Consider the following 13,752-nt stretch of genomic DNA (forward strand, 5'->3'; position numbering starts at 1 on the left):
CTTGTATTCGGTATGTTTTTCTAAGTATTTGCGCCAAAAAATTGGTTAATAAAAGCGCATTGCAATATGGGAAAATAGATAGACTTCTAAAAGTCGATTGCCAATGCAATCGATTGCATCATCTTTGTAATTCTGCATTTAACTAAGCTGAAAGCAATGGATTAATCATATCATGTCTATTAGTGTAGATTATTGCGCTATGCCGATAGCGTCATCAGAAGTATTGGGAAGTACTCGGGAAACAAATACATCCATAACAAAATATTGTTAAAATTTAAAAATAAAAGATAATTTTTAACCAAAAAAAGAAATATAAGATATCTAAAAGTTTATTTTTAAGTAAATTTTATTACAGTAAGACAAATTAACTAGTATTGATTTTGAGTAAAAATAAAAAAAAACCGGCAATACGCTGCCCTAGATGCGGACAGGTTAAATACATTATGCGTTCGCATAGGCAAAGCATAGTAAAGCTGCTTCTTTTCTTTCTGCCTTTAAAAAGATTTAAATGCCAGAGTTGTAATAGTAAGTTTTACAAGATTTAAATCTCTAACAGTATATTTCCATCCACTTTCTAACGTATTGATAAATTTTGCAAGAAGATATATGCCTCTTTATAAAATGGAAGCAAGGTCAATAATTAGTAAAGATCCTCACCAAATTACGGGAAACTTCGATCTCAAGTGTTTCAAATTTGCAAACATATTTTCACCTTTCTAAACCAGCAATATTTTACCAACTACAATAAAGAACAAATGAACATATCAGATAAGCTCCAAATCTGAAAGAATCGTCATTCATTTTTAATAGTACAATATTTACTCCATCATCATCAATGATTTAGATAACCTTTATAAAAACCAGTCAATTACCAATAAAAAAGCATAAATACAATCATATCTCCTGGTGATTTATCTACAAATTTTAAATACAAAAAAGCACTATTTTTTTGCTAAAAAATTCATTTGCACAGGAAAAGAATATGATTTTTATAGAAATATTCTTGGATAGTTGAACCACAATCCCTAAGTTTATAATCACCAATGAAAACGTAGCAGGACTTAACACACTTACAGTCCTACTAGTTATCAAAAAAATATAAACTACTAACTCTATAAACCTACATCATTGTACTATGAACATTCGTAAAGAAGTCCTTAAGAAGACTTTTTGCCCCATGTTGACTCTACTATTGGCGCTGCCAATTCAGGAGTCTCTGGCCAAAGAGTCTCCCTTGCACGTGTTGCACAACAAAAACGACCTATTATTTGCGCAGCAAACAACTATCACCGGACGCGTAAATTCGATGTCTGGAAATGAAGCAATTTCTGGCGTATCCGTTGTCGTGAAAGGTACTCAAATTGCTACTAGCACCAATGCAGAAGGTTTTTTCTCCTTAGAAAATGTGCCAACAGATGCCACACTCGTGTTTACCATGGTTGGCTACAGAACGCTCGAAGAACCCGTGAATCAACGCACAACATTGTCGATATCCATGCAAGATGATTTATCCAACTTGGAGGAAGTAGTGGTAGTCGGTTACGGTACGCAAAAGAAGGAAACCATAACAGGCTCGGTAGCGACGGTGAAAAGCGCTGACTTGGTAAAATCGCCTACATTGAATGTTTCTAACGCTTTAGCAGGCCGCATGGCGGGTATTACAGCGACGCAAGGAAGTGCAGAACCAGGCAATGACGGATCAAATATCCGCATCAGGGGTACGAATACTTTTGGAAATTCAGAACCTTTAATCGTAATTGATGGTATTCCAGCACGTCAAGGTGGATTTGAACGGCTTAACCCGCAAGACATAGACAACATTTCTGTACTGAAGGATGCTGCGGCGGCTATCTACGGTGCGCGCGCCGCCAACGGCGTTATCCTCGTAACGACAAAACAAGGGAAAGAAGGAAAACCGTCTATTTCTTACACATTCAATCAAGGATTTTCGCAACCTACTTTAATTCCTAAACTCGCCGATGCGGCACAATATGCAGAAATGCGTAATGAGTTGGAAATCTTCAAACTACCCGTCAGTGAGTGGTCTGCTGCGAACACCGCTTTTCGCAATCAAGGCGTCTTCGAAAGAGCTAACGGCAGCACCATCACAGCACCTTTTTCCCCACAGGATTTCCAGCTTTACCGCGACGGATCCAATCCTTGGACTCATCCGAATACCGACTGGTATGGCGCAACATTGAAAAATTGGACACCGCAATCGCAACATAACCTGCAATTGAGCGGCGGATCGGAAAACTTTCGCTACCTCACTTCGATCGGATACCAAACTCAAGATGCGTTTTACAAAAACTCCGCCACCAACTATAGCCAATATGATATGCGTATCAACTTGGAAGGAGAAATCAATGAGTATGTAAGTGTGCGCGTTGGTGTACTTGGAAGACAGGAAGATCGTAATTTCCCAACAAAAAGTGCTGGTACCATCTTTCGGATGCTGATGCGTGGCAACCCAACACAGCCAGCTTATTGGCCCAATGGATTACCAGGACCAGATATTGAGAACGGCGAAAACCCCGTCGTGATTACCACCGACCAAACGGGTTACGACCGTAGCAAACGTTATTATTTCCAAACCAACGGACAAATCGACATCAAAATACCCGGTGTAGAAGGTTTAAAATTTACCGGTACGGCATCGGCCGATAAATACATCCAACAAAGCAAGCGCTGGGAAACACCTTGGTATTTGTATAGCTGGCAAGGAGATTACGAAGCTGACGGCGTGACACCACAATTGATACCGGGATTGCGCGGCCCACGGCCTGACCCGGCTTTGAGCCAAGGCAATGAAGATCAACTCAACATATTGCTTGGTGCAATGGCCAACTATGATCGCAGTTTTGGCGATCACAGTTTCAATTTGATGGCGGGTGTGAACCGAGAAACTATTCGTAATGACAACTTCTCCGCATTTAGACGTTACTTCATCTCTTCGGCCATCGATCAGATGTTTGCTGGTGGTGATGCGGAAAAAGACAATGGCGGTGGTGCTTGGGAACGCGCTCGACTCAACTATTTCGGTCGCTTAGGGTACAATTATCAAGAAAAATACATCGCCGAATTTCTTTGGAGATACGATGGTTCGTACATGTTTCCACAAGCAAGCCGATACGGATTCTTTCCCGGGGTGTTAGCCGCTTGGCGTATCTCCGAAGAGAGTTTCTGGAAGGATAACGTTCCTTTTGTAAACTCGTTGAAACTACGTGGGTCTTATGGCCAAATGGGTAATGATAATATATTTTACAACGACGAATTACAGGAGTACCAATACTTTTCGACTTATGGTTTTGGCACATACATCGTAGATGGCAATTTGGTAAAATCGCTTTATGAAACGCGTGTACCAAATAGCTTCATTACATGGGAGGTAGCCAACAATTACAACATAGGATTGGACGGTCAATTATTCAATGGCAAAGTCAACTTCGAATTCGATATGTTTCTCAATCGTCGGAGCAGTATTTTGTGGCAACGCAATGCATCGGTACCACAAAGTACCGGTATGACGCTACCTGCCGAGAATATTGGCAAGATGGAAAACAGAGGTTTTGACCTCAACATTGGCTACAATGGAAGCGTAGGTGAACTGCGTTATAACATCAACGTAAATGGTGGTTATGCCAAAAATAAGATTCTCTTCTGGGATGAGGCCGCTGGCGCGCCAGAATGGCAACGTACGACTGGCAGAATGTTGAATGCTGGCATGTATTACATTCACGACGGCGTCTTTAGAAACGAAGCAGACATCGCCGCCAACACACTGGACTACAGCGCAATCACCAACAACTTGCGCCCTGGAGACATGAAGTTCATTGACTACGATGGCGATGGCAAAATCACGCCAGATGATCGTGTACGTCGGGATAAAAACAACATCCCAACCTTTCAGGGTGGTGTAAATATCGGCTTACAATACAAGAGTTTTGATTTGACGATTCTATTTCAAGGAGCGGCCGGTGCAGAACTTCCAGTGAGCACGGAGGAGTCTGGCGCTATCGGAAATTATCTTTCTCAATTTTATGAAAAGAGATGGACGCCTGACAACCCGAGCAGCGAGCATCCGCGCATTACGGATCGAAGCGATCAGTATTATTCGAGCGGCAATACTTATTGGTTGGAAAGCACCGACTATCTACGCCTAAAAAATGTCGAAATAGGGTATAATTTTCCAGTAGAATGGACCAAAAAAGTTGGCGTGAATAACTTTAGGGTGTATGCGAATGGTTTGAATTTATTCACCATTAGTAAGATGACAGCCTACGATCCCGAATCTGTCACCCAAACCGGACAGTATTATCCACAAGCGCGAGTCATCAATTTTGGCGCAGCCCTAACTTTTTAATATTCGAATCATGAGCAATAAAAGAACAATATATACGTATCTAATCGCCTGCATATTTACACAATCACTGATTTCGTGTAACGATGACTTTGTCAGCACGCAACCATTAGAAGAAGTACCCAAAGAAGTAACATGGAGTGATCCGGCCTTAGCCGAAGCATTTGTATTTGAAATCTACAATGGCCTAGGCCAAGGTGGTTTTGATGAAGAAATGCAATCTTCTTTGACGGACGAATCCATGTTTACGCATCCTGGCCGCGGAATTAATACCATTACAGAATCACGTTCTAACTCGGCGGATCAGGGGATGATTAAAGATAGCTATGGCTATGGACCGTTGTATGGACGCATTCGAGCGTGTAATATCGCGATTGAAAACCTAACGGAACCTATGTTTTCCGACAACGGAAGAGCAAATAATTTGTTGGGACAAGCGTATTTCTTACGCGCATACTATTACCAACAGTTAATACGGTTTTACGGCGCTGTGCCACTGATCGACCGCGTTTATGAGTTAGGAGAAGACGATTACACAGCCGAAAGGAATTCCTATGAAGAATGTGTAGATTTTATTGTGAACGACTGTGATCGCGCAGCTGAATTATTAACAGGAGGCAGCCGCGGACAAGGCCGCGCGACAGACGTAGCTGCACTGGCACTGAAAGCACGTGTATTGTTGTATGCTGCGAGTGATCTGCACGATATCAGCACCGCATCTTCGAAAGCTACTACGATCGCAGGATACGACGGGCCGCAGTTTTTAGGATATACGAGTGGCAGCCGCAGCGAGCGCTGGCAAAAAGCGAAAGATGCTGCTTTTCAAGTGGTACAGATGACCAATCTAGGTTATGAAATGAACTTGACCGCACCTGCAACGACAGAAGAAGGCACCGACAATTACATGGTATTATCTTTGGGAGGCGGCAGTAAAACAGTGCCAGCAGATGGTGTATCAGAATTATTATTAGGTCGTTATTTCATTGACTTGAAAGACGAAGCTGGTAATTATCTTGGGCGAAACAATGGACCTAATGGCTATCACAACTGGGCAGGAAATACGCCGATCCAAAATCTAGTGGATGATTATGAAATGGCAGATGGAACACGTTTCTCTTGGCAAAATAGCGCACACAGTAGCAGCCCCTATCAGAACAGAGATCCACGATTCTACGCCACGATCTTGTATGATGGCGCAGATTGGAAACCACGCACCTCGGATGTAGCAGGGCGCGATCCTTTCAACCAAATACAAACAGGTCGTTATCAAGTCAATAACGCAGCCGGCGGCATTATCACGCACCAAGGATTGGACACTCGGAATAGTCCGATCGAGGATTGGAACGGATCGTATACTGGCTATTACTTCCGAAAATTCACGGATCCTGATCCAGCCGTAGTAGATCAAAATACGCGTCAATATATTCCATGGCCAGTATTGAAATATACGGAAGCGGTGTTGAACTATGTAGAAGCGTGTATCGAATTGGGCGAAGATGTAGAAGCCAAAAACTGGCTTAATAAGATTCGTTTCAGAGCAGGAATGCCGGCGATCATCGAAACGGGCGATCAACTGCGCACACGCTACCGCAATGAAAGACGTGTAGAGTTGGCTTTTGAAGAGCATCGTTTCTTCGACACGCGCCGGTGGATGATTGCGCCACAAACGACGGGTTCAAAAATCCGCTTGATTAATGTGGTAGGCACATTGAAGCCGGGTGCTCAAGTACGTACTTATCAGTACAATCCAGACAATTACAATTATACCTACACACCAGTGGAATTGGAACCTGGGATCGAAAACCGACAATGGAATGATAAAATGTATTTTATGCCTTTCCATCGGGATGAAATCAACCGAAACACCAAATTGGCACAGAATCCAGGTTACGAATAGCCCGTAATCCTGTAAAAATTAAGGCCTGAAAGAGTGATCTTTCAGGCCTTAATTTTATAAGTAAAGATTCGATTTATGGCTTCACAAAGGGCATAAATCCATCAGAAAATGCTTCTTGGAAAGAGCCGTTCTCCTCATAAATGATATACACTTCTATTCCCGGTAGCCGATTGGCTAGAGCAATCCCTTCTTGAGGCGACATTGCCATAAATACATTGTCGTATGCATCTGCTTCCATCGCGGTCGGCGCGATAATGGTTGCGCTAACTACATTATTTTGTAGTGGGTAGCCACTAGTCGGATCGATATGGTGATGCACTTTTTTCCCTTCGTGATAAGTTTCTTTTCGGTAATTGCCCGATGTCGTCACGGCAAGATCTGTCAGCTGCAATACGAATGATGATGATTGTGCTTCTTCTGGTCTTTCGATCGCAATCTCGTAGGGATTTCCATTTGATTTCCTGCCTTTCGTTCGGATTTCTCCTCCCACTTCCACCAAATAGCTTTCGATATTTTTCTCATCCAACCATTGCGCCAGCACATCCACCGTATAGCCCTGTGCAATACCATTGAGGTCAATAGCTACGCGACTATCACGTTTGTACAAAGTATCTCCTTGTAGCCACAATTTTTCCATCCCGACAAAAGACAAGACACGATAAATCGCTGCTTTTTGGGGAAAATAATCCACATTCTCCATTCCAAAGCCCCATAAATCTACAAGCGGCTTCACGGTGATATCAAACAAACCATTGGACTGTTCATGCACTCGAAACGCTGCACGGACTACATTTGCCATATGAGTATCAATTGCTAATTTGGCATGATACTGCCGATTGAACATGCTAATCAAAGAATGAGGCTGGTAAAGCGACATGGATTGGTCCATAACCTGCATCACGCTATCTACCGACGACTTTTGGACAATTTCATGATCAGCAACATACTGCACCTGATACGTGGTACCTTGTGCTCTTCCTTCTATAAAAAAGGTCTTTTGCTGTGCCAAAGCACCGCAAAAGACCAAAAGAAATAGCACTATAGCCGAAAACGCTCGACGCATGGACTAAATGTATAATTCGGTATTGATACCGGGAACAGCTACTTGGTAAATACCATTTGCATCCGGCAATACTTTTGGATTGGCATCCCACGCATACTTTTCTGGCGATAAATCAATCTGAGAAGCCATTGCCTGATCCCATTTAATTACCTGCCCAGTATAACAAGCTAAGCGACCAATAATACCTGTCAAGGTGCTGTAAGCGCCATATTCGGCATTATCAAACTTATATTCATTATTGGCAATCGCTTCAAACAATTCTTTGTGCTCTTGTTGGTACGCATTCGGATTTCCTTTTGGATCGTGACGATAAATTTCATTTCCGCGCGCATCCCACAATACGGCTTGATTGCCGGCCGACAGGTATACGCGGCCTTTCGTACCTTGAAATGTTTCGTCTACACGGTTCGAGATGCCTTCAAAATGCCGACATTGGCTATAGATCACCGATCCGTCATCATAGGTGAGCTCCACCGCGAAATTGTCATAAATCTCTCCGTACTGCTTATCCGTGCGATGCGCACGACTGCCTGTTCCCTGAATAGAAACAGGGTATTTTCCTTTGACCCAATTGGCGATATCTATGTTGTGCACATGCTGCTCTACGATATGATCTCCACACAACCAGTTGAAATAATACCAGTTACGCATTTGATATTCCATTTCAGATTGTCCAGCCGTACGCGGTTTTACCCACACGCCACCGCTATTCCAATATACTTGTCCCGAATGGATATCGCCAATGGCGCCATCCTGAATGCGTTTAATAGCTTCTCTATAATTAGTTTGATAACGTCTTTGCAGACCCACGACTACGTTTAGTTTTTTGCGCTTTGCTTCTTCGGCAGCAGCTAGCACCTTATGCACACCGGGAATATCCACCGCTACCGGTTTTTCCATAAACACATGTTTGCCAGCTTTCACAGCCTCTTCGAAATGCATCGGACGAAATCCAGGAGGCGTGGCTAACAATACTACATCGGCATCTTTGATGGCTGCTTTGTAACCTTCAAAACCAACATATTTGCGGCTATCAGGCACATCGATCTTATCGCCAAATTTCTCTTTCAATGTGTTATACGTCGAATCCAGATTATCTTGAAAGGCATCTGCCATCGCCACGAGCTTAATATTCTGTCCAGAAGCAAATGCATCAAATGTCGCTCCTGTTCCGCGGCCACCGCATCCAACTAGGGCAATTTTAATCTCGTCTGATCCAGCTGTAAATATTCGCCCCAGACTAGTAGAGGCTAAAAAGGTAGTCGCGGCCAAGGTCGTGCCCGCTTTCATAAAATCTCGTCGGTTAAAGTTATTCATCATTTTAGATTTGTTGTTATAATAGATAATAGTTAGAAGTCTTTTAGGGGTGCTTTATCATAATAAGCCATAATCTCTTCGTGCGATGGTTTTGTTAGTGGCCTTACCAATCGAAGACCTACGAAAGGTGCTTCAGGAAACCACCAGTTGGATTTTGGAATTTGTGGATCAAGTTGTTTCCAGATCGGATCCGAAGCCATCCGTGCTGCCGAGCGCAGCTCTGGCGCAGCACTATCAAAAGAGCCACCACGAACACTGTGCGGATACAGTTTGGTCGGAACTAGAACCGGATTGTCCGCTACACCATCGGCATGCTGCTGATAAAAATCAGCATCGTACTGATCATAAGTCCACTCTGCCACGTTGCCGAGCATATCAAACAGTCCCCAAGCATTTGGTTTCTTTTTACCTACAGCAGCTGTTTTACCAGAACTATTGGATGCAAACCAAGCGTACTCATCCAATCCCGTTGCATCATCCCCAAAAGGATAGGCAGTGGTAGAACCAGCACGACAAGCATATTCCCATTCGGCTTCGGTTGGTAAGCGATAAAACTCTCCGGTGCGCATGTAAAGCCATTTACAAAACTGTATTGCATTGTAATGCGTCATGGCCAAGGCTGGATGGCCTTGCTTGCCCATTCCAAAGGTCATATCTAAATACGGTTTTGTCGGGCGCGTGACCGCATCCACCTTCGGATCTAGCTTTTCTTGACTATTATGTCTTACTTCAAGATCTTTATACACAAATGGCTCATACAGATCCCAAGTCACTTCAAAAGTTCCCATCCAAAAAGGCGCAATCAGCACTTGATGTGCAGGTTGCTCGTCGGAAGCCCCCCCTTTGGAACTTCCCATTACAAATTCGCCTCCCGGAATCGCTTCCATAGAAAACTGCAACGAAGTTCCTTCTAGTTGCTGTACGTATCGTTCGTGTTTGTTTTGTGCTTGCGCACAGGAAATGGTAATAATTAGACTAACTGTCGTCAACGACTGTTTTAATATATTGGCAATCATTTCAATAGGTTGATATAGATAATCCAATATAAGGAATAATTGTCAGTTCCAAAATTATTCGGCTACGCTAAGCTATTTAAGACCTCCATTATGGCAATTCTAACAAAATCTTTACGAATGATGCTAGTTGTATGTTTTTTGACATCAAATGCACTGGAAATACCTGTGATGAAGAAAAATAATAAACAATTGACTATCTTAGAGGAACTAACAGTAGTAAACCGGAGCGCACAGCTCTGCTATGACAGAATAAACCTATGAAAAGAAAAGATTTTTTGCGAAATGCTGGCCTTTTGGCAGCCTCAGGGGCGCTATGGAATACCGGCCTATTTGCCAACAGCCAACAAACCATCAAGGTAGGATTGATTGGCGTAAACGGTATGGGCTGGGCGAATCTAACCGCGCTATTGAAAGTGCCAAACGTGGTATGTACCGCATTGTGTGATGTAGATGAGCGCATTTTAGATAAGCGCATCGCAGAATTAGAGAAATTACAAACGGCGAAAGTCAAACGAATCATTGATCATCAAGAATTATTACAGGGCGACTTGGTCGATGCCGTAATCATTGCAACACCCGATCATTGGCACTGCTTGCAGATGGTAGATGCTGTGAATGCGGGTAAACATGTGTATGTCGAAAAACCGATCGGCAACTCCATCAAAGAATGTGAAGCTATGGTGGCGGCAGCGCAAAAACACAAAAGCATTGTACAGGTTGGTCAGTGGCAACGCAGTCAGCAGCACTTTGCAGATGCGATTGATTATGTGCACTCGGGTAAACTAGGAAAAATCCGTTTGGTAAAAGCTTGGGCATATCAAGGCTGGATGAAAAGTATTCCAGTAAAGCCAGATGAAGCGGTACCAGCAGGCGTGCATTACGATCGATGGCTTGGCCCTGCGAAACGTCGCCCTTTCAACCCAAATCGATTTCATTTCGAATTTCGTTGGTTCTGGGATTACGCTGGCGGGTTGATGACCGACTGGGGCGTGCATATGCTAGATTATGCTCTGATTGGTATGAAAGCCGCGGATCCAAAATCGATTATGGCTTCTGGTGGAAAGTTTGCTTACCCAACTGATGCTGCCGAAACACCAGATACATTGACCACCGTTTTTGAGTTTGATGATTTTAATATTCAATGGGAACACGCCAACGGAATTGATTTAGGACCTTATTCCCGAAATCATGGCGTATCATTCATTGGTAACAACGGGACTTTAGTATTGAACCGCGAGGGCTGGGAAGTTATTCCTGAGGGCGATCGTATGCAAGCGATTGCATTGCAAAAATCGAAGGACAATGGACTAGAAAAACACATGGTCAATTTCGTAGATGCCATCCGGAGTAATGACCGTACCATACTAAAAGCACCTATTGAAGCGGGTGCTAATATTGCGATCTTTTCGCAGATGGGAAATATCGCATATCGCACTGGGACGAAATTGTATTGGGACAAAGCTAAAAGAAGTTTTACCGACAAATCGGCGAATAACTACCTCGTGGCTAATTATGAAAACGGGTATAAACTTCCTAAAGTATAACTCCAAAAAAATCGAATGATAAATCTAATTTAGCAGCAACAAATATTTTGATAATGAAAACACCTTATATCTGTACATTATTCACTTTACTAGCTACATCATCGCTTATGGCGCAAACAGAATTCAAACCGGAGGATACGGAATTTTACTCACCCAAACCTCCGATTGTGACACTCGCGGCATATGGTGTACCCAGTGATGCGATTAGCCTATTTAATGGTAGTGGATTGCAAGATTGGGTAAGCCAGAAAAACACCCAAGCGAAGGCCGACTGGACGGTAGTTGACGGACAATTGGAAGTAAAACCGGGTAGTGGAGATATCCAAACCAAACAGGAATTTGAAAATTTCCAGCTACATGTAGAATGGCAAAGTCCGGCCGCAGTGAAAGGTAATGGCCAAGGCCGCGGCAATAGTGGGATTTTCTTACAAGGCTTGTATGAAATACAAGTCTTGGACAATAATGATAATCCAACCTATACGAATGGACAGGCTGGAAGTATTTATAAACAGCGTCCACCATTGGTCGAGGTGCGTGCCACGGAATCAAAATGGCACAACTACGACATCATCTACAAAGCACCTCAATTCAATAAAGATGGTATGCTGATCGCTAAGGCTACCGTAACGGTATTGCACAATGGCGTATTGGTACAGAACAATACCCAGATCGAAGGCACGACAGAATACATCGGCATGCCGGTGATGAAAGCGCATGGTCCAGGTCCGATTATTTTGCAAGATCACGGAGATTTGGTACGCTTCCGCAATATTTGGATCCGTCCTTTGTAGTTGAGATCGGATACTCATTAAGAATAAGTAAGGTCGTGAATGTCTGATTCACGACCTTTGCTTGTTTTAGAACGTTCTCTTAATAATGTTATCTACCCTTGCTTGTTTTTGCTCTAATACCCAATATTGTCGAGTAAATTTAAGTGATAAGCAGAGTCGTAGTCGTTTTTAAACTCCAAGCGCCACTTGGATCAATAGCATTCACAAAATGACAATAATTTCTTCGAAGATCGTTACCAATCCTTATCTTTGCGCAAGATTATACACATTCACACGTGAAATTTTTCGCATATATCTTATTGGTATCGCTAACAATGCAATCATTCTATCGCAGTATTATGGCTTTAGATTATGAATTGCGTTTACCAAGCTATCTTGCGAAATGTATCAATATCGACCGTCCGGAATTGCATTGTAATGGTCAGTGTGAACTCATGAAGCGTGTAAAAGATCAGGAAAAAAAAGACGCTAAAAAAAATATAGTTGTCTATGAATCGAGTGCCTTGTATACCGTAAATCTACTTTTTGATTTCAATTTCTTGTTGCACAACAGTTATCGCAAAGCAGACGCATTTACAGCTTCGGTCATTAGTTACAACTTTCAATACCACTCATCCATATTCCACCCTCCTTCCTTAGTTTAACCCCTCTTTAGCTAGTTAAATCAAAAATTCATCTGTTTTTCTGATTTACCCTACATTAATTTTTTCATTTGCCTGAAGTCATAAAATATGATTGCAGGCAGCTATTCATCTGTGCTGAATACATTTGATCCTTGCGCTTACGCGAATAAGCCCGGTTTAGATTAATCACATTTCAACACGTATTATGCCGAGAACAATCCTCCTATTTATAGGCTTATCATGCCTTGTACTGGCTATGTCATGTACAAAAGAAAAAACAAATTATTTAGAAGAAACCAGTAGAGATATTCCCGAAATATTCGATTTTCAAGAAGTATCATCCATGGTGGTCGACAAATATCGAATCAGCATTGAAGCGCTAAACGGAACTTTTTATACCGGATACAATGAACTTCGGGTTCGTATTACGGAAGCTCAAACAGGTAAAACTATTGATCCCGATTCAGTCCAATTCTTGCCTATCTCAGAAACCGTAGACGGAGTGATGACTACGTGTCCACATCGCTTTCAACTACAAAATTCGACACAAAATGACTATTGGGAAGGCTATAGCATATTTATAGATGAAAATATATCTAACGCTTCTTGGAAGATTTACATCAACCTAGTTGTAGGGCAGCAAAACTACACCTCAACAAACGACATAATAGTTCATGAGCAATTGAATAAAAACTTAAGCAAGACCACCTTCCGTGGCAATGACAGCCTTGATTATGTGATTGCGTTGGTGAGCCCACGCAATCCCCAAGTAGGTACAAATCCGCTCGTAGCCGGCATTTTCAAGCGGATGACGACTACTCATCTCGCAGAATTCATGCCTCCATCCCCTCAATATTATCAATACGCTGTGGTAGAAAACTACACGCTTGAGTTAGATCCTCGAATGCCAGAGCCATCTATGGGCAATCATTCTTCGCCCAACAATGTAAACTTATCGCAACGTGATGATGGGTTCTATGAAGGGGCAGTCAATTATACCATGACGGGAAACTGGACACTAAACTTCATAATGAAAGATACACGCAATACGATCGTGAAGGGCAATGCGGTATCTACTGCATTTACACCAGGCGTGCAAGGAGTGAAAGGGCAATTACATCTTGATATTCTATTCTAATAG

9 protein-coding genes are annotated in these 13,752 nt (G+C 42.6%); 6 read left to right on the forward strand and 3 right to left on the reverse strand.

The features are described 5' to 3' along the window. The first annotated feature begins 1,135 nt into the window (after nt 1-1,135). On the forward strand, nt 1,136-4,363 hold the full coding sequence (locus AC3IRT_RS12430) for a SusC/RagA family TonB-linked outer membrane protein (protein WP_489393535.1): 3,228 nt from the start codon (nt 1,136-1,138) through the stop codon (nt 4,361-4,363). Nucleotides 4,364-4,373: 10 nt separating this feature from the next. After that, a complete protein-coding gene (locus tag AC3IRT_RS12435; protein WP_489393536.1) occupies nt 4,374-6,257 on the forward strand; it encodes a RagB/SusD family nutrient uptake outer membrane protein in 1,884 nt (627 codons plus the stop codon). Between the two features lie 73 nt (nt 6,258-6,330). On the opposite strand, the gene AC3IRT_RS12440 is transcribed toward AC3IRT_RS12435, so the two are convergent. From AC3IRT_RS12440 to AC3IRT_RS12450, 3 genes are read right to left on the reverse strand one after another with little or no spacing between them, the layout of a single operon-like run. Beyond that, a complete protein-coding gene (locus AC3IRT_RS12440; protein WP_489393537.1) occupies nt 6,331-7,320 on the reverse strand; it encodes an FAD:protein FMN transferase in 990 nt (329 codons plus the stop codon). Between the two features lie 3 nt (nt 7,321-7,323). Beyond that, nucleotides 7,324-8,640: a Gfo/Idh/MocA family oxidoreductase gene (locus tag AC3IRT_RS12445; protein WP_489393538.1), complete on the reverse strand. Its 1,317-nt coding sequence runs from the start codon at nt 8,638-8,640 to the stop codon at nt 7,324-7,326. Between the two features lie 29 nt (nt 8,641-8,669). Further along, a complete protein-coding gene (locus tag AC3IRT_RS12450; RefSeq protein ID WP_489393539.1) occupies nt 8,670-9,653 on the reverse strand; it encodes a formylglycine-generating enzyme family protein in 984 nt (327 codons plus the stop codon). Nucleotides 9,654-9,910: 257 nt separating this feature from the next. Between AC3IRT_RS12450 and AC3IRT_RS12455 the strand changes: the two genes are divergently transcribed. The 4 genes from AC3IRT_RS12455 to AC3IRT_RS12470 all read left to right on the forward strand — a co-directional run bounded on the left by AC3IRT_RS12455 (nt 9,911) and on the right by AC3IRT_RS12470 (nt 13,749). Beyond that, the gene (locus tag AC3IRT_RS12455) at nt 9,911-11,197 is read left to right on the forward strand and encodes a Gfo/Idh/MocA family protein (RefSeq protein WP_489393540.1); all 1,287 of its coding nucleotides are present in this window, start codon (nt 9,911-9,913) and stop codon (nt 11,195-11,197) included. A gap of 53 nt (nt 11,198-11,250) precedes the next feature. After that, a complete protein-coding gene (locus AC3IRT_RS12460) occupies nt 11,251-11,988 on the forward strand; it encodes a 3-keto-disaccharide hydrolase (RefSeq protein WP_489393541.1) in 738 nt (245 codons plus the stop codon). Nucleotides 11,989-12,263: 275 nt separating this feature from the next. Continuing rightward, nucleotides 12,264-12,632, forward strand: a complete 369-nt coding sequence (locus AC3IRT_RS12465; RefSeq protein WP_489393542.1) for a hypothetical protein — start codon at nt 12,264-12,266, stop codon at nt 12,630-12,632. A gap of 184 nt (nt 12,633-12,816) precedes the next feature. Further along, entirely contained in the window at nt 12,817-13,749 is a 933-nt protein-coding gene (locus AC3IRT_RS12470; protein WP_489393543.1) for a hypothetical protein, read from the forward strand. Nucleotides 13,750-13,752: the final 3 nt, after the last annotated feature.

Source organism: Sphingobacterium sp. KH_072, from assembly GCF_057837975.1.

What these genes read in the sequence shown, in the direction of transcription:
- AC3IRT_RS12430 (WP_489393535.1), top strand. Translation starts at nt 1,136, where the DNA reads ATGAACATTCGTAAAGAAGTCCTTAAGAAGACTTTTTGCCCCATGTTG.
- AC3IRT_RS12435 (WP_489393536.1), top strand. Translation starts at nt 4,374, where the DNA reads ATGAGCAATAAAAGAACAATATATACGTATCTAATCGCCTGCATATTT.
- AC3IRT_RS12440 (WP_489393537.1), bottom strand. Translation starts at nt 7,320, where the DNA reads ATGCGTCGAGCGTTTTCGGCTATAGTGCTATTTCTTTTGGTCTTTTGC.
- AC3IRT_RS12445 (WP_489393538.1), bottom strand. Translation starts at nt 8,640, where the DNA reads ATGATGAATAACTTTAACCGACGAGATTTTATGAAAGCGGGCACGACC.
- AC3IRT_RS12450 (WP_489393539.1), bottom strand. Translation starts at nt 9,653, where the DNA reads ATGATTGCCAATATATTAAAACAGTCGTTGACGACAGTTAGTCTAATT.
- AC3IRT_RS12455 (WP_489393540.1), top strand. Translation starts at nt 9,911, where the DNA reads ATGAAAAGAAAAGATTTTTTGCGAAATGCTGGCCTTTTGGCAGCCTCA.
- AC3IRT_RS12460 (WP_489393541.1), top strand. Translation starts at nt 11,251, where the DNA reads ATGAAAACACCTTATATCTGTACATTATTCACTTTACTAGCTACATCA.
- AC3IRT_RS12470 (WP_489393543.1), top strand. Translation starts at nt 12,817, where the DNA reads ATGCCGAGAACAATCCTCCTATTTATAGGCTTATCATGCCTTGTACTG.